The organism is Pigmentiphaga sp. MLSB6-MA01, from assembly GCF_058793475.1.
The window spans coordinates 338,063-364,488 of sequence record NZ_JBXAFV010000003.1 but is presented as its reverse complement, the minus strand read 5'-3'; the positions used below and the strand labels follow the sequence as shown (position 1 = coordinate 364,488).

At 68.5% G+C, this 26,426-nt stretch carries 29 protein-coding genes; 9 read left to right on the top strand and 20 right to left on the bottom strand.

The window, feature by feature from the left end:
* Positions 1 to 18 precede the first annotated feature (18 nt).
* From AC1Q6E_RS07300 to AC1Q6E_RS07270, 7 genes are all read right to left on the bottom strand, one after another.
* Positions 19 to 510 (bottom strand): response regulator, encoded by a 492-nt coding sequence (locus AC1Q6E_RS07300; RefSeq protein WP_152793708.1) that lies wholly within the window; start codon positions 508 to 510, stop codon positions 19 to 21.
* Positions 511 to 527: 17 nt separating this feature from the next.
* Positions 528 to 1,349 (bottom strand): EAL domain-containing protein, encoded by an 822-nt coding sequence (locus tag AC1Q6E_RS07295; RefSeq protein ID WP_492572475.1) that lies wholly within the window; start codon positions 1,347 to 1,349, stop codon positions 528 to 530.
* A 214-nt stretch (positions 1,350 to 1,563) separates the two neighbouring features.
* Positions 1,564 to 2,610: a glycosyltransferase family 4 protein gene (locus AC1Q6E_RS07290; protein WP_152793706.1), complete on the bottom strand. Its 1,047-nt coding sequence runs from the start codon at positions 2,608 to 2,610 to the stop codon at positions 1,564 to 1,566.
* An 88-nt stretch (positions 2,611 to 2,698) separates the two neighbouring features.
* Complete coding sequence (locus AC1Q6E_RS07285) at positions 2,699 to 2,914, bottom strand: DUF1289 domain-containing protein (protein ID WP_152793705.1); 216 nt, start codon at positions 2,912 to 2,914, stop codon at positions 2,699 to 2,701.
* A gap of 81 nt (positions 2,915 to 2,995) precedes the next feature.
* Complete coding sequence (locus tag AC1Q6E_RS07280) at positions 2,996 to 4,291, bottom strand: M28 family peptidase (protein ID WP_492572474.1); 1,296 nt, start codon at positions 4,289 to 4,291, stop codon at positions 2,996 to 2,998.
* Entirely contained in the window at positions 4,288 to 5,331 is a 1,044-nt protein-coding gene (locus tag AC1Q6E_RS07275; protein ID WP_492572473.1) for a Bug family tripartite tricarboxylate transporter substrate binding protein, read from the bottom strand. The genes AC1Q6E_RS07280 and AC1Q6E_RS07275 overlap by 4 nt, the downstream gene beginning before the upstream one ends.
* A 66-nt stretch (positions 5,332 to 5,397) precedes the next feature.
* Positions 5,398 to 6,318 (bottom strand): LysR substrate-binding domain-containing protein, encoded by a 921-nt coding sequence (locus AC1Q6E_RS07270; RefSeq protein WP_296555412.1) that lies wholly within the window; start codon positions 6,316 to 6,318, stop codon positions 5,398 to 5,400.
* 248 nt (positions 6,319 to 6,566) lie between these two features.
* Here AC1Q6E_RS07270 and AC1Q6E_RS07265 point away from each other — a divergent pair, with 248 nt between their 5' ends.
* A complete protein-coding gene (locus tag AC1Q6E_RS07265) occupies positions 6,567 to 7,571 on the top strand; it encodes an aldo/keto reductase (RefSeq protein ID WP_152793701.1) in 1,005 nt (334 codons plus the stop codon).
* Positions 7,572 to 7,610: 39 nt separating this feature from the next.
* On the opposite strand, the gene AC1Q6E_RS07260 is transcribed toward AC1Q6E_RS07265, so the two are convergent.
* Positions 7,611 to 8,549, bottom strand: a complete 939-nt coding sequence (locus AC1Q6E_RS07260) for a LysR family transcriptional regulator (RefSeq protein WP_152793700.1) — start codon at positions 8,547 to 8,549, stop codon at positions 7,611 to 7,613.
* Positions 8,550 to 8,684: 135 nt separating this feature from the next.
* Here AC1Q6E_RS07260 and AC1Q6E_RS07255 point away from each other — a divergent pair, with 135 nt between their 5' ends.
* The 3 genes from AC1Q6E_RS07255 to AC1Q6E_RS07245 all read left to right on the top strand — a co-directional run bounded on the left by AC1Q6E_RS07255 (position 8,685) and on the right by AC1Q6E_RS07245 (position 11,374).
* Positions 8,685 to 9,212 carry a carboxymuconolactone decarboxylase family protein gene (locus AC1Q6E_RS07255; RefSeq protein ID WP_152793699.1) on the top strand — a complete coding sequence of 176 codons (528 nt, stop codon included), beginning with the start codon at positions 8,685 to 8,687 and terminating at the stop codon, positions 9,210 to 9,212.
* A gap of 42 nt (positions 9,213 to 9,254) precedes the next feature.
* The gene (locus AC1Q6E_RS07250; RefSeq protein ID WP_492572472.1) at positions 9,255 to 10,337 is read left to right on the top strand and encodes a 2-hydroxyacid dehydrogenase; all 1,083 of its coding nucleotides are present in this window, start codon (positions 9,255 to 9,257) and stop codon (positions 10,335 to 10,337) included.
* Between the two features lie 62 nt (positions 10,338 to 10,399).
* Positions 10,400 to 11,374 carry a tripartite tricarboxylate transporter substrate binding protein gene (locus AC1Q6E_RS07245; protein ID WP_152793697.1) on the top strand — a complete coding sequence of 325 codons (975 nt, stop codon included), beginning with the start codon at positions 10,400 to 10,402 and terminating at the stop codon, positions 11,372 to 11,374.
* Between the two features lie 29 nt (positions 11,375 to 11,403).
* On the opposite strand, the gene AC1Q6E_RS07240 is transcribed toward AC1Q6E_RS07245, so the two are convergent.
* From AC1Q6E_RS07240 to AC1Q6E_RS07230, 3 genes are all read right to left on the bottom strand, one after another.
* Positions 11,404 to 12,216: an amidohydrolase family protein gene (locus tag AC1Q6E_RS07240; RefSeq protein ID WP_296555417.1), complete on the bottom strand. Its 813-nt coding sequence runs from the start codon at positions 12,214 to 12,216 to the stop codon at positions 11,404 to 11,406.
* A gap of 13 nt (positions 12,217 to 12,229) precedes the next feature.
* Positions 12,230 to 13,213 (bottom strand): Bug family tripartite tricarboxylate transporter substrate binding protein, encoded by a 984-nt coding sequence (locus tag AC1Q6E_RS07235; RefSeq protein WP_492572471.1) that lies wholly within the window; start codon positions 13,211 to 13,213, stop codon positions 12,230 to 12,232.
* A gap of 114 nt (positions 13,214 to 13,327) precedes the next feature.
* Positions 13,328 to 14,242 (bottom strand): LysR family transcriptional regulator, encoded by a 915-nt coding sequence (locus AC1Q6E_RS07230; protein WP_152793695.1) that lies wholly within the window; start codon positions 14,240 to 14,242, stop codon positions 13,328 to 13,330.
* A 152-nt stretch (positions 14,243 to 14,394) separates the two neighbouring features.
* Here AC1Q6E_RS07230 and AC1Q6E_RS07225 point away from each other — a divergent pair, with 152 nt between their 5' ends.
* Together AC1Q6E_RS07225 and AC1Q6E_RS07220 are read left to right on the top strand one after the other, a co-directional pair.
* On the top strand, positions 14,395 to 15,375 hold the full coding sequence (locus AC1Q6E_RS07225; RefSeq protein ID WP_152793694.1) for a Bug family tripartite tricarboxylate transporter substrate binding protein: 981 nt from the start codon (positions 14,395 to 14,397) through the stop codon (positions 15,373 to 15,375).
* A gap of 11 nt (positions 15,376 to 15,386) precedes the next feature.
* Complete coding sequence (locus tag AC1Q6E_RS07220; RefSeq protein WP_492572470.1) at positions 15,387 to 16,310, top strand: amidohydrolase family protein; 924 nt, start codon at positions 15,387 to 15,389, stop codon at positions 16,308 to 16,310.
* Here AC1Q6E_RS07220 and AC1Q6E_RS07215 read toward each other — a convergent pair.
* The 3 genes from AC1Q6E_RS07215 to AC1Q6E_RS07205 are packed head-to-tail and all read right to left on the bottom strand — an operon-like array spanning position 16,273 to position 18,139.
* On the bottom strand, positions 16,273 to 17,253 hold the full coding sequence (locus tag AC1Q6E_RS07215) for a Bug family tripartite tricarboxylate transporter substrate binding protein (protein ID WP_492572469.1): 981 nt from the start codon (positions 17,251 to 17,253) through the stop codon (positions 16,273 to 16,275). The genes AC1Q6E_RS07220 and AC1Q6E_RS07215 overlap by 38 nt on opposite strands.
* Positions 17,254 to 17,283: 30 nt before the next feature.
* On the bottom strand, positions 17,284 to 17,700 hold the full coding sequence (locus AC1Q6E_RS07210; protein ID WP_492572468.1) for a cupin domain-containing protein: 417 nt from the start codon (positions 17,698 to 17,700) through the stop codon (positions 17,284 to 17,286).
* Between the two features lie 34 nt (positions 17,701 to 17,734).
* Positions 17,735 to 18,139 (bottom strand): RidA family protein, encoded by a 405-nt coding sequence (locus tag AC1Q6E_RS07205; RefSeq protein ID WP_492572467.1) that lies wholly within the window; start codon positions 18,137 to 18,139, stop codon positions 17,735 to 17,737.
* An 85-nt stretch (positions 18,140 to 18,224) separates the two neighbouring features.
* Here AC1Q6E_RS07205 and AC1Q6E_RS07200 point away from each other — a divergent pair, with 85 nt between their 5' ends.
* Positions 18,225 to 19,205, top strand: a complete 981-nt coding sequence (locus AC1Q6E_RS07200; RefSeq protein ID WP_492572466.1) for a zinc-binding dehydrogenase — start codon at positions 18,225 to 18,227, stop codon at positions 19,203 to 19,205.
* On the opposite strand, the gene AC1Q6E_RS07195 is transcribed toward AC1Q6E_RS07200, so the two are convergent.
* From AC1Q6E_RS07195 to metK, 3 genes are all read right to left on the bottom strand, one after another.
* On the bottom strand, positions 19,195 to 20,208 hold the full coding sequence (locus AC1Q6E_RS07195; RefSeq protein ID WP_492572465.1) for an amidohydrolase family protein: 1,014 nt from the start codon (positions 20,206 to 20,208) through the stop codon (positions 19,195 to 19,197). The genes AC1Q6E_RS07200 and AC1Q6E_RS07195 overlap by 11 nt on opposite strands.
* Positions 20,209 to 20,210: 2 nt before the next feature.
* The gene (locus AC1Q6E_RS07190; protein ID WP_492572464.1) at positions 20,211 to 20,885 is read right to left on the bottom strand and encodes a GntR family transcriptional regulator; all 675 of its coding nucleotides are present in this window, start codon (positions 20,883 to 20,885) and stop codon (positions 20,211 to 20,213) included.
* Between the two features lie 130 nt (positions 20,886 to 21,015).
* Positions 21,016 to 22,179, bottom strand: coding sequence for a methionine adenosyltransferase (metK, locus tag AC1Q6E_RS07185; RefSeq protein WP_492572463.1), 1,164 nt, complete (start codon positions 22,177 to 22,179; stop codon positions 21,016 to 21,018).
* A 270-nt stretch (positions 22,180 to 22,449) separates the two neighbouring features.
* On the opposite strand from metK, the gene AC1Q6E_RS07180 reads away from it, so the two are divergent.
* Positions 22,450 to 23,295, top strand: a complete 846-nt coding sequence (locus AC1Q6E_RS07180) for a lysophospholipid acyltransferase family protein (protein WP_152793692.1) — start codon at positions 22,450 to 22,452, stop codon at positions 23,293 to 23,295.
* Between the two features lie 10 nt (positions 23,296 to 23,305).
* Here the strand turns inward: AC1Q6E_RS07180 and AC1Q6E_RS07175 are convergent, their stop codons facing one another.
* The 3 genes from AC1Q6E_RS07175 to AC1Q6E_RS07165 are packed head-to-tail and all read right to left on the bottom strand — an operon-like array spanning position 23,306 to position 25,459.
* Positions 23,306 to 23,707, bottom strand: coding sequence for a cupin domain-containing protein (locus AC1Q6E_RS07175; protein WP_152793691.1), 402 nt, complete (start codon positions 23,705 to 23,707; stop codon positions 23,306 to 23,308).
* Positions 23,691 to 24,572 (bottom strand): carbon-nitrogen hydrolase family protein, encoded by an 882-nt coding sequence (locus tag AC1Q6E_RS07170; protein WP_152793690.1) that lies wholly within the window; start codon positions 24,570 to 24,572, stop codon positions 23,691 to 23,693. Before AC1Q6E_RS07170 ends, AC1Q6E_RS07175 begins: the two co-directional genes overlap by 17 nt.
* Positions 24,569 to 25,459, bottom strand: coding sequence for a beta-keto acid cleavage family enzyme (locus tag AC1Q6E_RS07165; RefSeq protein WP_152793689.1), 891 nt, complete (start codon positions 25,457 to 25,459; stop codon positions 24,569 to 24,571). The genes AC1Q6E_RS07170 and AC1Q6E_RS07165 overlap by 4 nt, the downstream gene beginning before the upstream one ends.
* 98 nt (positions 25,460 to 25,557) lie before the next feature.
* On the opposite strand from AC1Q6E_RS07165, the gene AC1Q6E_RS07160 reads away from it, so the two are divergent.
* On the top strand, positions 25,558 to 26,280 hold the full coding sequence (locus AC1Q6E_RS07160; RefSeq protein WP_296555426.1) for a TetR/AcrR family transcriptional regulator: 723 nt from the start codon (positions 25,558 to 25,560) through the stop codon (positions 26,278 to 26,280).
* Positions 26,281 to 26,426: the final 146 nt, after the last annotated feature.

Genomic DNA, 26,426 nt, shown 5'->3' with positions numbered 1-26,426 from the left:
GGCCGGCGGCCTGCCTGGTCACAGGAAGTGGCGCAGATCCGTCAGGCATGGGGATTTGAGGAGACGGGCTGGACATGGCGTCTTGGGCGGTACGGACAAGGTGAAGGGGGCGCCGGGCTCCTGCAGCAGGACGATCAGGAAATCCCGCGGCAACTGGGCGTACAGCGGCGCCAGTTGTGCCAGATCGAGGCTCGGCAGGGATGCGTTCAGGAAGAGCGTCGTCGGCTGCCACTCGGCCAGGGCCTGGAGCAGATGCCGCAGATCGTGGACGGCTCGCGCGTGGCAGCCGTGCTGGCTCAGGAAGTCGCAGACATCGGCGCAGAACCGCTTGCCCGTGTCCGCCACCAGGACGCGCTTGTTGGTACGCGCCTGCTGGGAAGCCGGAGGGGCGATGGCCAGCGCGAAATCGCTGTGCGGGATGCGCCTGGCGCTTCGGCGCGGCGCCTTTCGCGAAGGGCGGGCCGTGGCGGCGGAGGCGCCGCGTTCATTCCGGGGGTGGGAGGGCGGCATGGATATCGTCTCGCCGCTCAATGGCGTTCGCCCACCCGCGGCGTGGCGCAAGTCGCCAGGCGCCTGGGACTGTGCCGCAGCCAGGGCGAGCGCAGCACCGGGGGGCCCGACAGGCCGCCCTGGATCCAGACGCCTGCCTCGCGAGGCAGGCGCGGCAGGTCGGCGGGGTCGTCCACGCCCTGGATGACGACCGCGGGAGCCAGGCGGCGGCACAGCCGGATCAGGCCGGACGTTTCGCCCGCGCCATGCAGGCTGCGCGCGCGGCGCAGGTAAGCCGGGGCGATCTTGACGATGTCGGGCCGGGCATCCAGCAGGAAGTCCACGGTACCGCCGGCCGTCCCGAAGTCGTCGACGGCCAGCAGGCAGCCCAGCCGGCGCAGCCGGGCGGCAAGTCCGAGGGCTTGCCGGGTGCGGAGCCGGTCGTCGTCCTGGGCCAGCTCGATCACCAGCCGGCGGGCGAGCTGGTTGTCGGCGCGGAGTTCATCCAGGACCTCGGCCCAGCCCGATCCGTCGGCCAGCGTGCCCGCCGAAACGGCGCACCCCAGCGTGACCCAGGAGTGGTCGCGCAGGACCGCCATCACGGCCTGGACGAGCGGAATGCCGGGCGCGGCCGGCGCGTCGTCATCCGGCGCCGCCAGCAGCCGAACGGTGACGCTCTGGTAGAGGTTGCGGGTACCGTCCAGCAACGAGGAGACGGGCTGGAACGCCAGCGCCTGGGCGCCGGGTTCGGGGATGTCGGGGGGAGCGAGCAGGTGGTGGACCAGGGGCGGCGCGCTGTGGCCGCGAACGCCCGCCAGCGTCCCGGCCGGGTGCGCTGGCAATGGATAGGTAACCTGCATGGGATGCTGCCTTCGACCGTCAGTTCTCTCGACCTGCCGTCCATGTCCATGGACCTGCAGTCGGGAACACAAAGGATACGAGGGGTGTCGTTTCCTTATCTGAGCAAATCTGAGCAAATCCGGACGGTCGCGCATCCGGGCCAGGGCGCGTCGAACGCATGCCGTGTCCGCCGCGCCTGGAGAGGCGCGTGCCGGCCCGCGGGCCGCGGGGACGCTACGCCGCGCTCCGCGGACACCAGTCCAGGTCGGTTTTTTCGCGTTTCGGGTCGGCCGGCACCTGCAACTCCAACAGACGGGAGGCGATGGCGGACCAACTGTGCGCCAGCGCATGCTGGCGGATGTCGGTGCCGGACAGTTCCAGCGCGCCCAGGCAGGCCGTGCGCAAGTCGTCGTCCAGGACGCCGGTGTGCCCTTCGCTCACGACCGCCATCGGGGCCTCGCTGCGGTAGGCGGCCACCGGCGTGCCGCAGGAGATCGCCTCCAGCATGACCAGGCCGAAGGTGTCGGTCTGGCTGGGGAAGACGAATACGTCGGCGCCGGCGTAGTAGCGCGCCAGCTCGCTGTGCGGCTTCATGCCCAGGAACACCGCGCCGGGGAACTTGCGCCGCAGCCGGGCTTCGTCCGGACCGCCACCCACCACTACCTTGGTGCCGGGCAGGTCCAGGGACAGGAAGGCATCGAGGTTCTTCTCTTTGGCCAGGCGGCCCACGCTCAGGAAGACCGGGCCGGGGTAGGGCAGCGCGCTGCCCGCTTCGGGCCGGAACCGCTCGGTATCCACGCCGCGCGCCCAGATGTGGAGGTTGCCCAGGCCCCTGGCCGCGAGCGTGTCCCGCACGGTTGGCGTCGGGACCAGCACCCGTTGCGAGGGCCGGTGGAACCAGCGCATGAACCGCCAGGTCCAGTTCGCCGGTATGCCCATCCGGGCCTGCAGGTAGTCCGGGAACATGGTGTGGAAGGACGTGGTGTAGCGCCAGCCCCGTTGCCGCGCCAGGCGCCGCGCGGCCAGGCCCAGCGGCCCTTCGGTGGCGATGTGCAGGGTATCGGGTTCGCGGCCGGCCAGCGTGCGCAGCAGGTGCCGCCGCGGTTCCACGCACAGCCGGACGTCAGGTTCGGTGGGCGTGGGAATGGTGCGGCTGCCGGTGGGGCTGACGATGATGAGCTCGTGGCCCCAGGACGTCAGCATTTTCTGCATGTACGTCCAGGTGTGGACGACGCCGTTGATTTGCGGATGCCAGGCATCCGTGACGAGGACGATGCGCATGGGCCGTGAGGGTGGGTGCGATGGGACCCATTTAGCCTGTGCAATGTGACAGGCCGAAGACTGTCATGACGCGGGCGCCATGGCCGCGTCAGCCCTTGCGGCGGGGGTAGCCCTGGGCCCGGATCCGTTGCCACACCACCTGTTTTTCCTCGTGGCTCATCTGCACCCAGTTGGCGACTTCCATGGCGGTACGGCCGCATCCGCGGCAGATGTCGTCGAACAAGGTGGAGCACACCGCTACGCAGGGCGAATCGGGGAGGGAGGCAGAAGCGGGAGAGTCGGAAGCAGGATACTTGGCGGTCATATGAGGGCAGTGTAACGCCAACCGCGGCCGCCCTTCCCGGGCCGTCCACGGGCCCGGGCAGCCATTCCGTCCGGCGTTTCCTCAGCTTCGTTCGGCCAGGTTTGCCAGTTCGGCGTCGGACAGGGCCATCGCCAATCCAGCCATCGCGCAGGTGGCCCGCAGCGCCCGCTGGAGTTCGTCCTCCTTCACGATCGACGTCCGGTCGTTCGCTCCCAGGACGGCCCGTGCGCGCGACGCCGGCCGCTCGAAGCCCGCCAGCAGGCGCAGTGCCGGAATGCCGTGGCATGCGAAACTGGCATGGTCCGAATCGGGCATCAGGGGTTCATGCACGCCGATCGGAAGGCTGGCCACATCGCCCGCCCGCCGTACGAGCGCAGGCAATCCGGGGAAGCCGCTGGTCAGCGCCGTCAACGAATCGTCTCCCGCCACGGTGTCCAGATTGATGTTCAGCTTCAGGCTGTTGCGTTCGCCGTCGCCCATCTGAGCGAGATATCGGGCCGAACCCGCCAGGCCCCATTCTTTCGCGGTGAACAGGCAGATCCTCAATCCGGGCGTGGACGGCCCCACCCGCCGGGCCAGCGCGCGCGCGGCAGCCAGCGCGACCGCGACGCCGCTCGCGTTGTCCAGCGCGCTGTTTCCCAGGTCGAGGCCATCGACGTGCGCGCTGATGACGATCCAGCCGTCGCGGCCACCGGGCAGGTCGGCAACTCCCACGCCGGCCCGTGCGCGCGGCGTTTCCTCGCCTTCCACCACCATGCGGACCCGGGCCGGGCCTGCTTGCGCCGCCCGCGACAGCCGCCGCGCGGACGCGTGGTCGACCGACGCGGCCGGAATGCCCGCCGTGCCGCGCGGGCGGCCAGACCACCCCGCCAGCAGGCCGCCGCCTTCCCAGGGATTGGCGATCAAGAAGCCCGCCGCCCCGGCCGCGACCGCCATGTCGTATTTCCGGTGGTGGTGCACATGGCCGGCGGCGTAGGGGTACTCATGGCAAACCAGTGCGATGCGCCCACGCAGCCGGCCGCCCAGGCGGGCGAAGTCGGATTGCCGCCCCGGACCCAGGTCGACCACCTCGGCTTCGAGGCCGCCCGCCGCCGTGCTGGCCGAGCGCAGCAGCGGCCAGCATGACAGCGCCGCCGCGCGTGGTCCGGCCAAGGCCAGGCTGGAGCGCAGGCAGCGCCAGCCGTCATAGGGAACATCGAGCCGGGTCGCGCGCGCGCCCGCCGCGCGCAGCCGACCCAGCGCCCAATTCAGCGCGGCGCTGTCCTGGCCGCTGCCGGACAGGCGTCCGCCGAATGCGCACAGTATCGCGAAATCGGCCATGAGCGCCGGGTCGTTGTCGGTGGCGATCAGCCACGGCAGGTGGGGGAAAACCATCATTCAGCCCTGACCCCCGTGCGCCGTACCACGTCCTGCCAGCGCAGGAAGTCCGCGTCGAGCAACTCCCGCAGCGCGCTGGCGTTCGCGCTGGCCGGCATGCCGACCCCCGTGGCGGCAAGACGCCGGGCGGTCGCGGCCGACCCAAGTGCCTTGGCGGTGGCGGCCTCCAGCCTGGCGATCGTTTCGGCCGGCGTGCCGGCCGGCGCCATCAGGCCCCACCAGCTCTGTACGGTCAGGCCGGGCATGCCCAGTTCCTGGAACGTGGGGACGTCCGGCGTATCGGCCTGCCGCTGCGGCGACGAGACGGCCAGCGCCCGCAGGCGCCCCGCCTGGTAGAGGGCGGCCGCCGTCGGCATGGTCGTGAAGCTGGCCTGTATCTGGGCCGCCGCAAGATCGGCGACGGATGCCGAGGCACCCTTGTAGGGCACGTGGGTCAGCTGCGTGGCGGTCTGGATCATGAAAAGTTCGGCCATCAGGTGGGTCAGCGAGCCGTTGCCGCCGGAGCCGATGGAGACCGTGCCGGGCCGGGCGCTGGCCGTGGCGGCGAGTTCCGGGGCCGATAGGATGGAGGACCGGGCATGGGTGAACAGGTACATGGGCGCCACACCCAGCAGCGCGACCGGCACGAATGCGCGCCGGGCGTCGTACTTCACGACGTTCGCGTACAGGGCCGGCACGATGGTGAAGGGCACGTCGGCGATCAGCAGCGTGTGGCCGTCCGGCCGTTCGCCCGCCACGTAGGCGGTGCCTACCATCGAGCCGGCGCCGGCCCGGTTCTCGACGATGACGGGCTGGCCCAGTTCCCCGCCCAACTGATCCGCCAGGGTGCGGGCGATGACGTCGGAACTGCCTCCGGCCGCGTAGGGAACGACGATCTTGACCGGTCTGTCGGGATAGGCGGAGACGGCGGTGCTGGCCAAGACGGAAAAGGCCAGGATGCCGCGCCATTTGTGCAGCGTGTTCATGGGGACGGGACGGAGGATGGACGGTCCCGCATTGTGGGCAGCCCCTGGCAAGGTGGGCAAAGGAAGTATTCGCATGAGACATTCCTGATTGGAATATCCCGGTGCCCTGGGAGCGGGCCGGATCTTGCGGAGGCAGGGGGATCAGGAGGCCAGGTAGTCCTGGACGGCGTCTTCCACGCGCTGGCTCTCTTCCCGTATCCAGTCGCAGAACGCCTGCGTGCACGGTCCGCTGGTGTCGGGGCGGGGCTGGAGCAGGTAATAGGCGTGGCGTCCCGCAACGACCTCGCCCAGCGGGCGCACCAGCCGGCCCGCGCGCAGGTGCTCGAGAACCAGGCAGATCGGCACGATGGCCAGTCCCAGGCCGTGCAAGGTGGCTGGCAGCAAGAGCGAGAATCCTTCGTATTCCGCGGCATGCTGGCCGGGGCCCGCCCAGTGCGGCGCGATCTCCGCCCGCCATTCGTCCCAGCCATAGCCGCGCTGGGCGCGCTTGAGCAGGGGCAGGTGCTGCAGGTCGTCGATGCCGCGGACCGGCCGGCGTTCGAGCAGGGACGGCGCCGCCACCAGCGTCATCTCGCGTCCGCAGAGGTATTGCGCGGTCTTGCCTGATATGTGGCCGGTGTGGAGCTGGATCTCCGCGTCGAACCGCTCGCCCGCCGGGCGGCCGTAGATCAGGCGTGGCCGTATGTTCACCCGGATGTCCGGGTGCCGGTTGAAGAACTCGGCCAGGCGGCCGATCAACAGGAAGGGCGCGAACGACGGCGAGACCGCGATGTTGAGCGCCACCCGCGAACCCGGGTGGGCGACCGTGGCGTCGGCCTCGTCCAGCAGCCGCAGCGCGGCACTGATTTTCTCCAGGTACAGCGCGCCCGCGTGGGTCAGGCGCAGGCCGGTGGGCGTGCGTTTGAACAGGACGGTGCCGAGGCGTTTCTCCAGCCCGGCGATGTGCTTGCTGATCGCCCCCTGGGTCAGGTGGTGTTCCTCGGCGGTGCGGCTGAAATTGAGCGTGCGCGCGGCTGCCTCGAAAATGCGCAGGGAGGTGAGATTCTTGTGCGTTCCCTTCATGATGGTTCCGCCCCCGCTTGTCTCGCTGGATGGCTTGAGCATACCGCCGGGCGGCCCACGTGCAATCAGCGGAGAACAAGCAGGTTTTCCGCCATGCCGCCCAAAAGCACGGGTACCGGGTCCGGGCGGCGGACGAGGCGCCCCGGCGGACGTCTTCCGGCATATCTTTACTTCCGTTGATTGGTTCCAGGAGTCGCCAGGCTGTTCTAGCATGCAAGGTCCGTCCATCCTTTTGCCTATCCCCCACCATGACGCTGTCCACCACCCGCCTGGGCCGCACCGGCCTGACCGTCAGCCGCCTCGCGCTCGGCACCATGACCTTCGGCCTGCAGACCGAGGAATCCGTCGCCCGCCAGATCCTCGACAAGGCCGCCGAGGGCGGCATCAACTTCCTGGACACGGCCGACGTCTACCCGCTGGGAGGCGGCTTGCAGACGATAGGCGCCACCGAGGAAATCCTGGGCCGCTGGCTGCGCGACGCGCCCGGCCGGCGCGCCGGTTTCGTCGTGGCGACCAAGGCGTTCGGACGGACCGGTCCGCATCCCTGGGACCAGGGCTCGTCGCGCAAGCACCTGCTGGCCGCGATCGATGCCTCGCTCGCGCGCCTGCAGACGGACTATGTCGATCTTTATCAGCTGCATGGCGACGATACGCGCACGCCGCTGGACGAGACCCTGGAGGCCCTGGACACCATCGTCCGCTCCGGCCGCGCCCGCTATGTGGGGGTGTCCAATTTCCTGGCGTATCGCCTGGCCCGCGCGCTGGGGAAGGCCGAGCTGCACGGCCTCGTGCGCGTGGTCTCGGTGCAGCCGCGCTACAGCCTGCTGTTCCGCGAGATCGAGCGCGAACTGCTGCCGCTGGCGCAGGAAGAGGGCCTGGGCGTGATTCCGTACAACCCGCTGGCGGGAGGGCTGCTGACCGGCAAGCACCGCCGCGGCGCGCCCACGCAAGGCACCCGCTTCACGCTGGGCACCGCGGCCGAACGCTACCAGGAACGCTATTGGGCCGACCGGTATTTCGACACGGTGGATGCGCTGCAGGCGCTGGCGAGGGAAGCGGGCGTGCCGCTGGCGACGCTGGCGGTGGCCTGGGTGCTGGCCAATCCGCTCATTTCCGCGCCGCTGTTGGGCGCCAGCCGGCCCGATCAACTGGCCGATACGCTGGCGGCGGCCGAGTACGTGCTCGACGCCGGCCTGAAGCAGCGGTTGGACGAGCTCACGCAGGTCTACCGCTGGGGGGATTCGGCGCGCTAGCCGTCGCGATGGGGCATGACCGCCGCGGCCTTGACTCGTTCATGGCTCCCGGACCGCCTGGGCGATCGCTTGTATCGCGAGCCGGAACCAGATGTGGGCGGGATCGCGGTGGTTCAATTCGTGCCAGTACATGCTGATGTCCGGGTTGGCGATCTTGAACGGCGGCTGCGCGGTCTTGATGTCCAGGCGCTCAGCGGCCTCGCGGGCGATGCGCAGCGGGACGGTGGCGATCATGTCCGTGGCCGCGACCACCGCCGGCACGATGAGGATGTTAGGCACCCGGATGGCGTGCTTGAGCGGATGCCTGGCGTTGCCCAGGGCGCGTGCCACCGAGGTTTCGATGGATCGATAGGAAGTCTCGTCCGCGCCCCAGACGACGTGGGGATACTTGAGGAATTGCCGCAGGGTGATGCGGCCGTCGATCTCGGGATGCCGGGCGCTGACGATGCAGCATGCGCCCTGGGGATAGATGAGCTTCTTCCTGAGGTCGGACGGGGGGTGCAGGATGTGGCCGATGGTCAGGTCGCAGGCCTGGTCCCGCAGCGATTCGACCGTGCCGCGCATGTCCGACGGCTGGATGGTGAGCCGGACACCGGGGGCATGCTGCCTCAGGTGGGCGGCGATCAGGGGAGCGAGCAACAGCGCCAGGCCTTCGGTCGTGAGAATGCGGAAGTGCCGCTCGGACTCGTGCGCAGAGAACGTGCGTCCGTGCAGGCGGTCCGGCTCGAGCAGTTCCAGCGCGACCCGGGCGCGCTTGGCCAGTTCCAGCGCCTTGGCCGTGGGGACCATGCCCTTGGCCGTCCTGATCAGCAGCGGATCGTCGAACTGCCGGCGCAGCCTGGCCAGCGCCGCGCTCATCGTGGACTGGCTGATGCCCATGCGTTCGGCGGCGCGGGTGACGTGGCGCTCCTGTATCAACGCCTCGAACTGTACGAGCAACTGCAGGGTGACGGGAGAGACCGGGGGTCGACCAGGCATGCGAGGCCTCCTGCGAGTGATCGGGACTATTGAATGGAATGAATAATGCCATCGATTCGACACTATCGATCACGGCGCTGCGGGCTGCTTAAATCTGTTTCGTGAAAAGAACATGACACCGGACGGAGACAAGCGATGGCCAGGGTTTCCTATGTGGATGAGAGTTCCCATCCCGAACTGGCGGCGTTGATCGGAGAAATAAGGGAGGAGCGCCGGGGCAGGCTGATTCCCGTCTACGGATTGCTGTTGCACAGCCCCGACGTGGCTCGTGCCTGGCTGGCGCTGATCAACGCGGTGCGCTGGCGCACCCGGCTCGATGCCCGGGTACGCGAACTGGTGATCCTGCGCGTCGCCGCCCTGAACGACGCGGCCTACGTGATCGACGTGCATCGCCGCCACTTCACCGGCGCGGATGGCCTGGGTGCCGCCGAGTGCGATGCCCTGTGCCGGGCGCAGGTGCCGCCAGGGGTGTTCGAGGAGGCGGATGCGGCGGTCATCGCCTATGTGGACGAATCGACCCGCGGCGCGAAGGTGTCGCCCGAGGTGTTCCGGCGCGTGCGGGGTTTCCTGGACGAGCGCCAGGTCGTCGAGCTGTCGGTGTTGATCGGCGCCTACAACATGCACACCCGGGTCATCAACGCGCTGGAAATCGATCCCGAATAGCCGCCTGCCGGCGCTTTTTTCCTTCTTATCATCGGATAGGCCATGTCCAGTCCCCGTATCGTCGTCGAAGAAGACGTATTCACTCGCGTCCTCGGCGTCATTCTCGACCCGTCCACCGACGCTGCCCGCGTGGCGGCCTTCGAAGACTTCTTCGCCCACGACATTCCCGATTTTCGCGGCTGGCTCGCCGCCTTGCGCGCGCGCTGCCGCCAGGTGTTTCCCGCCAGGGTGGTGTTCGTCGCCTCGCCGTCGGAACTGCGCAGGGAGCTGCCGCAAGCCGACGCGGTGCTGGTGGAATCGCTGGCGGTGGGACGCCAGGAGCTGGAGCTGGCGCCGCGGTTGCGCGCGGTCCAGAAGTATGGCGTGGTGACCCGCAACATCGACGTGCAAGCGTGCGAGCGCCACGGCGTCGTGGTGCTGACCCTGCGCCGGCGCGCCAATATCGCCTGCGCGGAGCAGGCGATGATGATGGTGCTGGCATTGGCCAAGCGGCTGGCGGAACTGAACGGACGCACGACCGTGCGCCGCCTGCGCGAAGCCGGGTTCCAGCCGGCGCCGTTCGACCGGGCGCACACGCCTGGTTCCAACTGGGCGCGCGTATCGGGCATTTCCATGCTGAGCGGTGCGACCATGGGCATCATCGGCATGGGCGAGATCGGACGGGAGATCGCACAGCGCGCCCGGTCCTTCGACATGCGTATCGTCTATACCCAGCGCACCCGGCTGGCGGCCGAGGACGAAGCCGCGCTCGGCGTCGAGTACCTGGAGATGGATGAATTGCTGGGCCGGAGCGACTGGCTCGTGCCGCAATTGCCGGCCACGCCTTCTACCGAGGGGCTGCTGGATGCCGCCAGGTTCGCCAAGCTCAAGAAAGGCGCGCGGTTGGTGAACGTGGCCCGGGCGCAGGTCATGGACCGGGAGGCAACGCTGGCGGCGCTGCGCGACGGCACGCTGGCGGGCATGGGGCTGGATACGCTGTGGAGCGAGCCCGGCGCCGACGACGATGAACTGCTGGGGTATCCCCAGGTCGTGCTGACCCCTCACATGGCGGGCAGTCCGCGCTTGAACGCCACCGCCGATTTCGAGGAACTGGTTGCCGGCCTGGACCGGGCATTGGGTCGCTGAGGCGGCCGCGGGCAGGCCATTTCCAATAAGCAGGCGCCTCGTCGCGCCACAGGAGACATCCCATGATTCGACACATAGCGGGTTGGGCCGCGGTGGCCGCGCTGGCGGCCGATGTTGCGCCGGTCCTGGCCCAGGACGCGTGGCCGGACCGGCCGGTCCGGATGGTCGTGCCGTTCCAGGCGGGGAGCGCGACCGACTCGGCGGCGCGGGTGGTGGGCCTGCGCATGGCGGCGTTGCTCAAGCAGCCGGTCATCATCGAGAACCGGGTCGGCGCCAGTGGACTGATCGGGGCCGAGGCCGTCGTGCGCGCGGCTCCCGATGGCTACACGATCCTGCTCGGCACGGTCAGCACCCAGTCGGTGTCGGTCGGGCTGAACAGCAAGATGTCCTTCGATCCGGCCAGGGACCTGGCGCCGATCGGCCTGATCGGCGCATCGCCGTACGTGCTCGTCAGCGCGTCGCGCATCGCGGCCAAGGACCTGCCCGCCTTCATCGGCGAGGCGCGGGCCCAGCCCGGCAAGCTCACCTACGCCTCGGCGGGCAACGCCAGCATGGCGAACCTGGCGGCGCAACTGCTGGCCTATCAGGGAGGCATTCAATTGGCGCACATTCCGTACAAGAGCTCGGCGCAATCGGTCACGGACACGATCAATGGCACCATCACGCTGCAGTTCGGCTCGGTCATGCCCGTCCTGCCCTACGTCAAGAACGGCACGCTCAAGGCCCTGGCGGTGACGGGCGCGCAGCGGCTGCCGCTGCTGCCCGACGTGCCGACCGTGGCCGAATCCGGGCTGCCGGGCTATCGCGCGGAACTGTGGATGGGGCTCTTCGCGCCCAGGGACACGCCGGCGGATGTGCTGGAACGGCTGTCCCGGACATTGAACGCCGCGCTGGCTGACAGGGAGGTGGCCGACAGCCTGCTCGGGCAGGGCATACAGACGAGTCCCCTGGACAGGCAGGCCTTTGCCGGTTTTGTCCGGACCGAGACGGCCAAGTGGAGCAAGGTGGTGAAGGACGCCGGAATTACCGGCGAGTAGATCGCGGCTGCGTGCGTCCCGCCCGGGGGTCAGGAGAAATAGAACCGCAGGGCCGTGTCTCCGAACACCCGGCGCCGGATGGTCGGATCGGCAATGGTGTCGACCAGCCAATCGATCGCGGCTGGATAGCTCATGGTCGATTCGGCGCCGACGAAGGGGCAATCGCTGGCCCACATCAGGCGCTCGTGGCCCGCCTCCCGGCACAAGGCCTGCGCGCATTCGCGGGCGTTGGCGCCCAATCGATAGGCGCCGGACAACTTGACCCAGGTCCGTCCTTCTTCGATGGCGCGCAGCATGGCCTGGAAGCCCTCGCTATCGATTCCGGCGACCGGGTCCGGCCGACCGATATGATCGACGACGATCTTGACGCCGGAGCGCTGCAGCGCCGGCAGCACTTCGGGCAGGCGCGGCCCGTCGAGATGGACGTGTACGTGCCAGTCGAGGTCGACCAGGCGGCGCAGGAATTTGCGGTAATCCCAGGAATCCAGGTCGGGCAGGCGGTCGAGGCTGATGAAGGGCAGGCGCACGCCGCGTATGCCCGCCGCATGCATGTGGTCCAGCACCACCTTTTCGGTCGAGGGTTCGACGATGACCGTCCCGCGCAGCCGTGCCGATTTGCCCAGCGAGGCGATGACGTAGTCGTTGTAGTCGCCCCAGGGGCTGGCGGCGGCGATCACGGCATAGTGCACGCCATGGCTGTCCATGGTGCCCAGCAGTTGCTCTACGGTGAAACTGTAGTCCGGGCTGTGCCGAGGGTTGGGGATGAGCGGCATGTCGCGCGTGAACACGTGGACGTGGGCATCGACCAATACCGCGTCGGCCGGGGAAATGGCGAAGGTCACGAAAAAGCTCCTGCTAGTTCTGCTGCATGGGGATGCCGGCCTTGCGGATGACGTCGGCCCACTTGGCGATGTCGTGCTTGAACACACCGGCGAGTTCCTCGCGGGTGCTGCCCTGGGCCTGCGTGCCGAGTTCCTCCAGGCGCTGGCGGACGGCGGGTTCGCGCAGCACCTCGTTCAGCGCGGCGTTCAGGCGGTCCAGCCGGCGGGGCGGCGTGCCGGCCGGGGCGAACACGGCGTTCCAGCCGGCGACTTCGTAGCCGGGCACGCCGCTCTCGGCGACGGTGGGCACCTTGGGCAGCCAGCTCGAGCGGCGGCTGCCGGTGGCCGCGATCGGCGTCGCCTGGCCCGACGTGATGGCGCCCTTGAGCGCGGCGTAGGACTCGAACATGACGTCGACGTCGCCGCGCAGCAAGGCCGTCAGTACCTCGGGCGTGCTCTTGAAGGGCACGACCATGGCATCGATGCCGGCCATGGACTTGAACAGCTCGGCCGACAGGTTCTGCGTGCTGCCGGGATTGATGGTGCCCAGCACCAATTGCCGCTTCTTGCCCTCGGCCAGCAGCGCGGGCAGGGATTGCAGCCTGCCTTTGGCGTTGGTCAGCAGCACCAGGTCGAAATAGGCAACGGTGGAGACGGGCTCGAAGTCGGCGACGAGATCGTAGGGCAGCTTGAAGAGCGTCTTGCTGATCGCCGTCCCATTGGCGAACACCGCGAGCGTATAGCCGTCGCGCGGCGCGCCCAGCACGGCGTTGGCGGCCACGACGCCGCCGGCGCCGGGCTTGTTCTCGATCACGACCTGTTGCCCCAGGCGTTCAGAGAGCCGCTGCGTGACCAGGCGCAGCGAGATATCGGCCAGGCCGCCGACGCCGAACGGCACGACCACGCGGATGGGCTGGTCGGGGTAGCGGTCGTCCTGGGCATGGAGCGGGGCGGTGGCGAACATCAGCGCGGCGGCGAATGCCAGGCGCGGTCGCCGCATGACGTGATGGTGGAACATGGCGATCTCCTCGTGCGCGGTCCGGACCCGCGGCCAGGGCGCGCGGGAGGATCGTCGATTCGTCGCCAGTCTAGGCAAGGGGCGTATCCCGGACAAATGAATTGTTTGTCGGATTCATGCGTGCCGTTCATGGGCTGCCGCCAGCCGGCCGCGGATCTCGGCGACCAGCAGGTCGCGCATGGCCTGCGCGGCCGGCGCAAGCACCGCGCCGCGGCGCGTGACCACCGCCAGATGGCGTGCCACCGAGGGGCCGGACAGCGGCCGCGTGACCACGCCGGGCGCCTTGACGGCCGAAAGCGCCGGCACCACGGTGAGGCCCAGTCCGCTGGCGACGAAGTCCAGCGCGATCGAGGTGTGCTGGGCCTCGTAGGCCCAGCGGAACTGCAGGCGGCGGTCGCCCAGCGCATCGTCGATGGTGGCCGCGTTGCCGGCGGGCAGGCTGATGCGGATCAGGGGCTCGCCGCGCAGGCGTTCCCAGTCCACTTCCCTGGCTCGCGCCAGCCGATGGCGCGGCGGGCAGGCCAGCACGAAAGGCTCTTGCGCGAACACGTCCATGTCCAGGCCGAACCGGTTCGAGCTGGCAAGCGATACGCCGAAGGCGGCGGTGCCGTTGTGCACGTGCTCGGCGATCTCGCCGATGGAGTCGTCCAGCACGCGCACCGAGATGTCCGGATGCCGCGTGGCGAAGCGCAACAGCGCCGGCGACAATTGGGTGACCGCCAGCGTCGGCAGGCAGCCGAACACCAGCCAGCGCGGCGTGGCCGCCGCGTGCTGGCGCACGGTGTCGTAGGACAGCTCCAGCTCCTGCATGGCCTTGCGCACGCGCGGCAGCAGGGCGCGGCCGGCGTCGGTCAGCGTGATCGCGCGCGTGGTGCGGGTCAGCAGCTTCATGCCCAGGCTGTCTTCCAGCTTGCGCAGGCGATGGCTGACCGCCGTCTGGGACAGGTTCAGGTGGGTGGCGGCCGGCAGGAAGCCGCCTTGCTCGACGATGCAGAGAAAGGCCTGCATGCCGAGGAAATCGATTTGCATGGATGCCTCGTCAGGGAAAACGGCACAGCGACATGATCATCACCAGCGGGGCGGCATGCAAGGAATTCATGGACTGGTGCAAAACAATCATTTGAGGCGGGCCGGCCACCGCCTCTAAGCTCAGCGTCCCGCAAACCAGGAGGCGAGATCCGATGCCGTGTCCATCCCTTGTCCGACGCGCGTGCCTGGCCTGCCTGGCCGCGAGCCTGCCACTGGCCGCGCCGGCCCTGGCCGCCCGCTATCCGTCCCGGCCGGTCACGCTGGTGGTGCCGTTCACGGCCGGCGGGTCGGTGGACGCCGTGGCGCGCATGCTGGCCGCGCAGCTCGGCCGGCGGCTCAATGCCCAGTTCGTGGTCGAGAACGTGCCCGGCGCGGGCGGCGTGATCTCCACCCAGCGCGTCGCGCGCGCGGCACCGGACGGCTACACGCTGCTGTTCACCACGCCCAACCACACCATCAATCCAGCGATCACGCCGCGCCTGTCCTTCGATACGGAAAAGGATTTCGCGCCCATCGGGCTCGTGGCGCAGATCCCCGAGCTGCTGGTGGCCAGCGGCAACCAGCCCTTCGACGACTTCAAGGGCTTTGTCGATTTCGCCCGCAAGAACCCGGGCAAGCTGACCTACGGGTCGGCGGGCAATGGCACGCTGCCCCACGTTACGACGGAACTCCTGCTGGAGCGGCTTGGCATCCAGGTCGTGCACGTGCCGTACAAGGGCGCGGCGCCGGCGCTCAACGACCTGCTGGGCGGCCAGATCGCGGTCAAGATGGACACCGTCACCACTTCGCAGCCCCATTTCGCCAGTGGCCGGCTCAAGCCGCTGGCCATCGCCAGCGCGAAGCGCTCGGCGTTGCTGCCCGAGGTGCCGACCATCGCCGAGTCCGGCGTGCCGGGCTACGAAGGCATTCTGTGGCTGGGCGTGCTGGCGCCGGCGGGCACGCCGCGCGAGGTGATCGACGCGCTGCACCGGACGATGGCCGAGATCGGCAAGGATCCCGCCTGGAACAGCCAGTTGCAGGCGGCGGGCGTGGAGCCCAGGACCAGCACGCCCGAAGAATTCGCCGGCATGATCTCGGCCGAGATCCGTCAATGGAAGGACGTGGTGCGGCGTGCCCGCATCACGGCCAACTGATGGAGAATTCCATGTCCGGCCAGGATGCGCTCCCGCTGACGCCGCCGCCCGATCCGCATCCGCGCAAACCCCGGCTGGCCGCGCCGGCGGGCGCCATCGACTGCCACGTCCACCTGTTCGGACCCGCGAGCCGCTATCCGTTCCACCCGGGCAGCAAGTACCGCTCGGCGGACGCGCTGCCCGAGACCAACATCGCCTTGCAGGAGACGCTGGGGCTGTCCGGCGCGGTGGTGGTCAGCGGCGCCGGCTACGGCCAGAATCCGGACCACCTGGCCGAGGTGCTGCGGCGCTTCCCGGGCCGCTTCCGCGGCGTGGCGCTGCTGCCCGACGACGTGGACCGCGCGCGCGTGGCCGAGCTCGACGCGCTGGGCGTGCGCGGCGCGCGCTTCGTCAGCCACGGCCACGGCGGCGCCTTGCCCCGGCTGTCGTCGCCGCGGATTCCCGAGTTGATCGCGGAGTTCGGCTGGCATGTGCAGTTCTATCCGCGGGGCACCGACCTGGTCGAGCATGCCGATGCGCTGCTGCGCCTGCCCAATCGCATCGTGTTGGACCACTTTGCCTGCATTCCCGCCGAGGGCGGGGTGGACCAGCCGGCTTTCCGGCGGCTGCTGGAACTGCTGGACACCGGGCGCGTCTGGGTGAAGATCTCCGGTCCCATGCGCTGCACGGCCCAGGACTACCCCTATGCCGAGGTCACGCCCATGGCGCGTGCCCTGGTGCGCCATGCGCCCGAACGCCTGCTCTGGGGCAGCGACTGGCCGCATACCAACATGCAGGGCAGGGCCATGCCCAACGACGGGGATCTGTTCGACCTGCTGGGAGAGTGGATAGAGGACCGTCAGGTGCTCGAACGGATCCTCGTCCAGAACCCGCGCGAAGTCTACGGCGACTTCGGTATCACTCCGGCACGATGCCCGCGTCCTGAGCCGCGCTGACCCACTTCCTGGATTCCGCCGAGACGAACGCGCCGAAAGCCTGGGGCGACGAGGGGGCCGCGTCCACTCCCGAGGCGCTTAGTCGCTCGATGACCGCGGGTGCGTTCAAGGCCTGGGAGAAACCGGCATTGATGCGCTCGACCAGTTTTGGGTCCATGTTCGCAGGCCCCCAGATGCCCTGCCAGGCCTGGACGTCGAACCCTGGCACGAGCGTTTCGGCGATCGTGGGCAAATCGGGAATCAGCGGGGAGCGCGCACTGCCCGTCATGGCGATCGGAACCAACCGGCCGGCCTTGATGAACGGCAGAAGCGTGGATTGATCGCCCATGACAAAGTCGACGTTGCCGGCCAGCACGTCGTTGATCCCCTGCATGATGCCCTTGTAGGGCACGTGGGTCGTCTGCACGCCGAGCTTGTGGGTCATCATGGAGAACGCCAGGTGGGCCGCGCTGCCGTTGCCCGACGAGGCGTAGGTCAGCTTGCCGGGCTGAGCGCGCATGGCGGCCAGCGCCTGAGCCGGCGTCTTGATGCCCGTGCGGGGATTGGTGACCCAGATCCAGTTCGCCCGGGTTGTCTGCGAGATCGGTGTGAAATCCTTGATCGGATCGTAAGGCAGGTTCTTGAAGGCACCCCCGTTCATCGCATGAGTTTGCACATTGCCCCACAGGAGCGTGTAGCCGTCGGGGGACGCGCGTGCGACATCGATGCTGCCTATGGTTCCCGAGGCGCCGCCCCGGTTGTCGATGATGATGGGACGCCCCCAGACTTGTTGCAACTGCGCCTGGATGACTCGGGCCAGGAAATCCACCGATCCGCCGGCCGGGTACGGAACGATGATGTGAATGGGCTTTTCCGGGTAGTTGTCCGGGCCGGATGCCTGGCTCGGGCAGGTCAGGCAACCGCCCATCAACAGCAACATCATGCGAAGGAATGGCGATTTCATTGCGGACTCCGAAGGGGGCGGAAGCGGGGGTTATTCGCTCACGATGCGGCCGACGGTTTCGTCGGTGTGGAAGGACGGCTTCTCGAAGTAGTGCGGGCCATCATAGATTTCGATCAGTTGGCAGTCGGTATGGGCCACCGTTGGTCCATGTGGATGGCCCTTGGGATTCATGTAGAAGGACCCTTCGTGCAGCGTCAGCCCCGGGTCGAGGTATTCGTACACCCCCCGGACGCAGTACATGAACTGGTTGGATGCGTGCCGGTGCCGTACGGGGATCCCAGCTCCTTTCGGGACATCAAGCAGGCAAATACTCGCGCCGGTTTCCGGGTTCTCCCAGAATTTATAGATACGGAACCCTCCCGTTTTTTCGACGACGATCCAACCGGCGGGGTCCAGTTGGTCGATCAAGATTTCCTTCAGCTTTTCCAGGTCAGGTGCGGGGGACATGAGTGGCTCCGGGAGATGTTGGTACGAGCGGCCTTTACGGCAGAACCGCGATAGCGTTGATTTCTATCAGCGAGCGTTCGTCCACCAGGCGGCTGATCTGGACCATGGTGGACGCGGGCGGGTTGGCCGGAAAGAACTCCCGCCTGATCTCGTGAATGGCGGAGAAATGGGTGATGTCGACCGTGTAGACATCGACGCGGACGATGTCGGAGAGCTGGCCGCCCGCTTGCTGCACGACATTGCGCAGCATTTCGCAGACGCGACGCGTTTGCGCGCGGATATCGCCGATGCCATGGACGTTGCCTCGCTCGTCGCGAGAGGTGAATCCGGACAGGAAGGCCAGCTTTCCCGGGCGGTCCACGATGACCAGGGGCGTCCAGTTGCCCGATGGCATGGCGATCTGCTGAGGCTGCACGTGTGTAATTTTCATCTGATTCATTTGTGATATTTCCTTGATATATTACGAAAATATTAGGACATAGGGCATTGTTCTTGTCAATCAGAGTCTTTTACGGGGGTGTGAGATGAAAGCGTGGGTCGGCATGGGAAGCGGAGAGGATCTTCACTACGCGTTGCGGGAATTCCCCAGGCCGAAGGCCGGGCGAGGCGAGCTGCTGGTGCGGGTGCGCGGGGTGGGCATCAATCGGGCGGATCAATATCCCAGCGGGGCACACTTCAGCCATTCCTCGCCCGCGCCGGCCCCCATTCCAGGGCTGGAGGCGGCCGGGGAGGTCATGGAGCTGGGCGAAGGCGTGGACGGCTTCGTGCCGGGAGACCGGGTGGCGGCGATGGTGCAGGGAGGGGCCGCCGAATTCGTATGCGTCAAGGCCCCCTTGGCCCTGCGACTGCCCGAAGGTATGGACTGGGCCGTGGCGGCTTCTCTGCCGGTGTCCTACCTGACCGCCCACAATGCACTGGTCGCGCTGGGAGGCCTGGCGCCCGGCGGGAGTGTTCTGATCCACGCTGTTACGTCGGGGGTGGGGCTGGCGGTGTTGCAGTTGGCCGTGCTGCGAGGGGCTGCCGCGATCGTGGGTTCCTCGATGTCACCCGCCAAGCTGGAGCGGCTGGCATCGTCGGGGTTGACGCTGGCCCTGGCCGATCCCTACGCGGGCTTCGAGCAACGGGTTCTGGCGCATACGGACGGCCGAGGCGTGGACGTGGTCGTTGACCTGATCGGCGGTTCGGTGCTGAACGAGACCATGCGCAGCACGGCCTTGGGAGGACGGATTGTGAACGTTGGGCGATTCGGCGGAACGCAGGCGACCGTCGACCTGAACTTGCACGCGGTCAGGCGCATCCAGTTGCTGGGTGCCACTTTCCGGACGCGGTCTCTTGAGGAGCACGGGGCCATCGTCCGGGCGTTCCTGGACGACTACGCGGCGGATCTGGCCGATGGTCGCCTGGCGCCGATGATGGACCAGGTGTTTGGTTTCGATGAATTGCCGGCGGCTGTGCAGCGCTGCGTGGAGCGCCGCCAGTTCGGCAAGGTGGCGCTTAGAGTCTGAACAGGCGCCGGGCGTTGGCACTCAGGATGGCCGAGCGCTGGGTCTCGGGCAGATCCAGGCCGCGGACCTGTCCGACCACGTGGTCGTCCTGGTCCCAGGCGGCGAAGTTGGTGCCGAGGACGATGCGGTCGGCTCCGTGGCTGCGTATCAGGTACTCGAGCGTCGCCGTGTCGTGCACCAGGCAGTCGAACACCATCTGCCGCCAGATGTCGTCGAAGGGGCGCGACAGCGCCGCCTTGCCCCAGGGGCGTTTCTCCAGAGCCATCAGGAAGCGGCTTCGCACGTAGGGCGCGAAGCCGCCGCCGTGGGGAATGACAGCGGTCAGGCCGGGGTGGCGGTCGAGCACACCACCGAATACGAGCTGGGTGATCGCGAGGGTTTCATCGATGGCGAAGCCGACCACCAGTTCGAGATCCCAGCGTGTCAGGTTGCGCGTGCCTCCCGCATCCATCGGACCGGGATGGATGAAGGCGGGCAGGCCGCGTTCGGTCAGGGCTGCCCACAGCGGGTCGTAGCAGGGGGCCGAAAGCTCGCGTTCGCCGTAGCGGCCTCCTATGCTGATGCCTTTCAGGCCCAGGTCATCCAGGGATCGCACGAGTTCCGCGCAGGCGGCCTGCGGGTCCTGCATGGGCAGAGTGGCCAAGCCACTCAGTCGGTCGGGAGCCGACGCCACGAGTGCCGCCATTTCGTCGTTGTGGCGGGCACAGAAGCGGACCGCGTCGGTGGCCGGCTGGTCGTAGAAGTACACCATCGGATAGGGCGATAGCACCTGGTGTCCGATGCCCATCCTGTCCATGAGCGCTAGTCGAAGCTCCAGGTCCGACATTGGCGACGGATGGAATTTCACGCCGCGTATGGTGTAGCCCCCAGCGCGGAACGCCTGTCCGTGGATGTCGTTGATCAGTTCCGGGCCGGCCTCGCCGCATGCGCCCAGGACCCCGGGCAGGAAGACATGGGCGTGCGTGTCCACGACGAGAGTGTCGGGCGAGAGAGGGCTGGACATGATCAATTGGCTCCGGAAAGGATGCGGCGCTTGAGCGAAGTTAGGTGGGTCAGCGCGGCTTCGTAGGCCGCATTGGGGTCGCCGCGCTGAACCGCCTGATAGATGGCTTCATGCTCGTGCAGGGTAACGCGCAGATCGTTCGTGCTCCAGAGCTGCAGATGCCAGATGCGGCTGGCCCGCTCGTGAAGGAGGCGCATGAGGTCGCCGAGCACGGGGTTGGACGCGGCTTGCACCAGTTCGCGGTGAAAGCGCGAGTCCAGCTCCATGAAGGAGCCGGGGGTGCCGTCGGACAAGGCGTGCTGGAACTGCGTCATGATGTCCGCCAGCTCGGCCAGGTGGCTGGCCTGGGCGCGTTCGGCCGCCAGCCGGACGCACTGGGGCTCGACGATCATGCGCGCCTCGAGCAGCGAGATGACGTCCTTGAGCGACTCCGCGCGAATCATGATGCCCTTGCGCGGAATGATCTCGACCAGGCCCTCCAGTTTTAGGCGGTGCAAGGCTTCATGCACCGGTGTGCGGCCCAGGTCGAGCAACTGGCAGATGGTGGTTTCGTTCAGGAATTGGCTAGGCTTGAACTCGAGCGTCAGGATGCGGCGCTTGATCTCCGCATAGGCCTGTTCGGTCATGGAGGTCCGGAGTCCTTGCCGGGAAGGCGCCGCGCCTGTCGCAGCGTCCACGCCATCGGTGCTCCTGGGCTTGGCAGAGGGGGGGGGAGTAGCCATCTTGGGTCGCATGGAATCGGCGCGCCGCGGGCGGGTCATGCGGCGTGGCCTGCCCCGCGCGGATGCGGGGCAGGTGCGTGTCTGGTTACCCCCGCGCCGACCGCAGCGCCGCCGCCTTGTCGGTGGCTTCCCAGCTGAACTCCGGCTCCGAGCGGCCAAAGTGGCCGTAGGCGGCCGACTTCTGGTAGATCGGGCGCAGCAGGTCCAGCATGTTGACGATGCCCTTCGGACGCAGGTCGAAGTGCTCGCGCACCAGCTTGGCGATCTGGTCGTCGGGGATCACGCCGGTGCCGTAGGTGTCGACCGTGATGTTGATGGGCTCGGCCACGCCGATGGCATAGCTGACCTGGATCTGCGCGCGCGTGGCCAGGCCCGCGGCGACGATGTTCTTGGCGACGTAGCGGGCGGCATAGGCGGCCGAGCGGTCGACCTTGGACGGATCCTTGCCCGAGAACGCGCCGCCGCCGTGCGGGCACGCGCCGCCGTAGGTGTCGACGATGATCTTGCGCCCGGTCAGGCCGCAGTCGCCCTGCGGGCCGCCGATGACGAAGCGTCCGGTCGGGTTGACCAGGTAGCGCGTCTTGTCGGTGATCAGGCCGTCGGCGAAGGTCTTCTTGATGATCTCCTCGATGACGGCTTCGCGGATGGTCTCCTGGCTGACATCGGGCGAGTGCTGGGTGGACAGCACCACGGTGTCGACCTCGACCGGCTTGCCGTCGACGTAGCGGAAGGTGACCTGCGACTTGGCGTCGGGCCGCAGCCACGGCAGGCGGCCGTCCTTGCGCAGCTCGCTCTGGCGCTGGACCAGGCGGTGCGCATACCAGATCGGCGCGGGCATCAGATCGGGCGTTTCGGTGCAGGCGTAGCCGAACATCAGGCCCTGGTCGCCGGCGCCCTGGTTCAGGTAGTCGTCGGAGGCGCGGTCCACGCCCTGGGCGATGTCGGGCGACTGCTTGTCGTAGGCGACCAGCACCGCGCAGCCCTTGTAGTCGATGCCGTAGTCGGTGTTGTCGTAGCCGATGCGCTTGATGGTGTCGCGCGCGACCTGGATGTAGTCGACGTTGGCGCGCGTGGTGATCTCGCCCGCCAGCACGACCAGGCCGGTGTTGCACAGCGTTTCCGCGGCCACGCGCGAGGTCGGGTCCTGCGCCAGGAGGGCGTCCAGGATGGCGTCCGAGACCTGGTCGGCGACTTTGTCGGGGTGTCCCTCGGAGACGGATTCCGAAGTGAAGAGGTAGGAATTGGCCACTCGATAGTCCTTTGAAAGCTGACCGGCGCGCACGCCGGCTATCGGTTCCGCGGCGTGTTGCACGTTGTTGGGTCTTGGACCTGAGGCGAGCAGCGACGCTTTAGCGGCATTTATGCGCGCACCGGACGGGCCGGCGCCGCGATCGCCCCGCAAGTTGTCTGTTAACTCGGCGATCTTTTCCATTTTAGGGGAAAATCCCGATGGAGCCCACCCCCCCCCTTTGCCGGCCTGGTGGCCGCGGGGCTTGTTCTTCGAGATTCGGATCGTTCGATGCTGCTGACTTTCTATCGTTTGCTCGCGCGGCTGCCGCTGGGCTGGCTGCACCGCCTGGGCCGCGGCCTGGGACTGCTGGTGTATCGCAGTTCCGCCGACTATGCCGCGCGCTTGCGCGCCAATGCCGCCCTGGCCGGCTACGAGGGCGAGGACTTCGCGCGCCGCTCGGCCGCCGCCGCGGGCGAGGGCGCGCTGGAGATCCCGCGCGTCTGGTTCAGGCCCGACCAGGCGCTGGCGCAGTGCCGCTCCGACGATTGGGACGCCGTGCAGGAGGCGAAGGATGAAGGCAAGGGCATCTTGTTCCTGACTCCGCACCTGGGTTGTTTCGAGGTGGCGGCGCGCTATTGCGCCTACCGGGGCGGCCCCATCACGGTGCTCTACCGTCCGCCGCGCAAGGCCTGGGTCGCGCAATTGGTCGAAGGCGGCCGGCGCGGCCCCAACCTGGATACCGCGCCGGCCAACCTGCAGGGCGTGCGCCAATTGGTGCGGGCGCTGCGCCGCGGCGAGGCAATCGGCATCCTGCCGGACCAGGTGCCCGGCAATGGCGAGGGCGTCTGGGCGCCGTTCTTCGGCAAGCCCGCGTTCAGCATGGTGCTGCCGGGGCGGCTGGCGGCGCAGACGGGCGCGGCCGTGGTGCTGGTGGCGGGCGAGCGCTTGCCCGGCGCGCAGGGCTGGAAGGTCCATTTCCTGCGGCTGCACGGCGCGGTGCCCGAGACGGCCGAAGGCCAGGCCGCCTGGATCAACGCCGGCATGGAGGCCATGATCCGGCGCTGTCCCGAGCAGTACCTGTGGGGCTACAACCGCTACAAGGCGCCGCGCGGCGAGACCCCGCCGGCGGCATGACGCGCGGGCTTCAGCCGGTGAAGAACTTCGCCCCGCCGAAGAAGCGGTTGGGCTTCATGAAGACCGACAGGAAGGTCGCGCCTTCCGGGGCGCGGGCGATATGGATGTTGCCGCCCGGCCGCCAGACGAAGCCCCCGGGGCCCACCTCGCCTTCGTCGTCCACCAGGCGTCCGGTCAGGATGTAGGTCTGCTCCAGCGCCGTGTGCTCATGCAGGGGCACGACCGAGCCGGGCGCCATCCGGAACAGGATGGTCGACATGCCGCTGTCGGCATCGGCGTAGAGGATCTTCATGTCTATGCCGGGGAAATCCGTCGGATGCCAGGCCATGGCCGCCGCGTCGACATAGCGCGAGCGGAGGTCGGCGGGCTGGCTCGGCCTGGCGGGCGAGCGCTGTTCATGCGGTTGTGTCATGGGGCATTCCGTCGGAAGGGAAAGATGAAGAGGGGCCGATGAGCCGCAGGTTGAACGCGCGTTCGTGGGCCAGGCCGGGCAGCTGCGCGCGGACCCGGTCCACGGCCGCCAGGTCCAGCGGCACGACCAGGCAGCCGGGTTCGTCGCCCAGTTCACCCAGCGTGTCGCCCCAGGGGCCCAGCGCCAGGCTATGGCCGTAACTGGCCCGGCCACCGGGGCTGTCGCCGCAGGTGGCGGGCGCCAGCACGAAAGCGCCGTTTTCGATCGCGCGGGCACGCAACAAGGCATGCCAGTGGGCCGCGCCGGTGGCGCGGGCGAAGGCGGCGGGGACCACGAGGATGCGCGCGCCGGCCCGCGCCAGCGCGCGGTACAGGCCGGGAAACCGCAGGTCGTAGCAGATGGAAAGCCCCACACGCCCCCAGGGCGTGTCGACCGCCACCGCCTCGTCGCCGGCGGCGTAGGCGGACGATTCGCGTATCGTCCGGCCATCGGGCAGGGTGGCATCGAACAGGTGCAGCTTGTCGTAGCGGGCGGCCAGCCTGCCCTCGGCATCGAACAGCAGGCTGCGGTTGACCATGCGTCGTGGCCCGTCGGGAACCACCAGGGAGCCCAGCAGCACCCACATGCCCAGGTCCCGCGCGAGGCCGCGCACCGCCGCCTCGACCTCGCCGGCCCGGTCGGCCGCGGCCCGCATGGCTTGCCCGCTGCCGTGCAGCATGGCGGCATACTCGGGCAGCAGCAGCCATTGCGCGCCGTCGCGGCGCGCCCGCATGGCCATGTCCGCCAGATCGTCGAGGTTGCGGTCCAGGTCGGGGCCTGGCCGCACCTGCGCCAGCGCCACGCGCGGCGGAGCTTCCGCGGTCATCGTGGCGGCAGTCCGATCACGCGCCGCGCCTCGTCGGGCGAGGCGGGCGCCATGTCGAGCGCATGCAGGATCTCGACCGCGCGCCGGACCAGCTCCGCGTTGCTCCGCGCCTGCACGCCTTGCGACAGGTACAGGTTGTCTTCCAGCCCCACCCGGACGTGGCCGCCCAGCAACGCGGCCTGGGCCAGCATGGGAAATTCCTGGCGGCCGATGCCGAACGCCGCCCAGCGCGCGCCCGGCGGCAACTGGCCGCGCAGGTGCATCATGGTCTCGCTGTTGGCGGGCGCGCCCCACGGCACGCCCAGCACCAGTTGCCATAGCGGCTCGGGCTCGATCGCGCCGCGATCGATCAGGTGCCGTGCCAGCGCGATGTGGCCGGTGTCGAAGATCTCCAGTTCGGTCTTGGAGCCGGCTTCGCGGATCACGGCGGCGATGGCCTCGATGTGGTCGGGTACGTTGATGAGCGTCCCCTTGCCGAAGTTGAGCGAACCCATGTCCAGGGTGCAGATCTCCGGCCGCAGTTCCAGGATGTGGGCGCAGCGTTCGGCCGGCGGCCGCAGGTTGGAGCCAGGGGCGGCCGTGTTCGGCGAAGACGCGTCGGGCAGGAAGCGCGCCCCCGCGCCGGTGGTCAGGTTCAGGATGACGGGCGAGCCGCTGTCGCGCACGCGTTCGGCCACCTCGCGGTAGAGCGCGGGGTCCAGCGAGGGTTTACCGGTGGCCGGGTCGCGCACGTGGATATGGGCGATGGCCGCTCCCGCGCGGCAGGCCTCGATGGCCGACTCCGCGATCTGGCGCGGAGTGACCGGAACCGCCGGAAATCGGCCGGCCGTGTCGTCCCCGCCCGTGATGGCGCAGGTCAGGATGGGATTGGGCACTTCCTTCTCCATAAATACATACGTTCGTTTAAATTATAGGCGAGGCAAAATAAGACGGTCAACGCTTCCGACGTACAATCCAGACTCGTTCCCGCTACGGCCCTTCATTCATGACCCGCAAATCCGCTTCAGCCGTGTCCGCCCCGCCCGCCACGCGCGTCCGGCCCCGTGGCTCGCAGAACGCGGCGGGAGAGGAAACGCGCACCACCATCCTCGACGTGGCCGAGCGCATCTGCGCGGCGGAAGGGTTCGAAGCCTTGTCGGTGCGCGCCATCAGCGAGGCGGCGGGCGTCAACCTGGCCGCCATCACCTACCACTTCGGCGGCAAGTCCCAGTTGTTCGAGGAAATGTTCCGGCGCCGTGTCGTACCGCTGAACGATGAACGGCTGGCGCTGCTGGACGCGGCGCTGGCCGGAGGCGCGCCGACGCTCGAGGCGGTGGTGCGCGCCTTCGTCGAGCCTCCCATGAAACTGACCGCGGCGATCAACGCCCGCAGTAACAATTCGGCGCTGGTGGTCATGCAGTTCCTGTCGCGCGCCTTCGCCATGCCGGGCGAGAACGAGTTCCTGCAGACCTACTACGAGCCCGTGCGCAGCCGTTTCATCCTGGCGCTCAAGCACTTCCTGCCCAGGCTCCCGCTGGAAGAAGTCATCTGGCGCTACAACCTGATGGTGGGCGGCATCATCTATGCCATGGGCGGCTGGGAGCGCATGGAGCGTCCGCCGGCCGCCTTCGCCTCCGCCTCCGCGCAGCGTGCGCACGTCCACCACCAGCCCGACGAGATGGTCGATCGGATGGTGCGTTTCTTCCTGGCCGGACTGCTGGCCGACTAGCGTTCCGGCGCGGTTCCACGCGCCGCGCCTTGCCCTTCGCGTTGTTCGATCGCCTCCTCCGGCGTGCGCCGGCGTGTGGCGCGTTTGTCGTGCCGGGCGCATGCTTTCCGATCCGTTCATGCCAGGGTTAACCCCGGTGGCGAGGG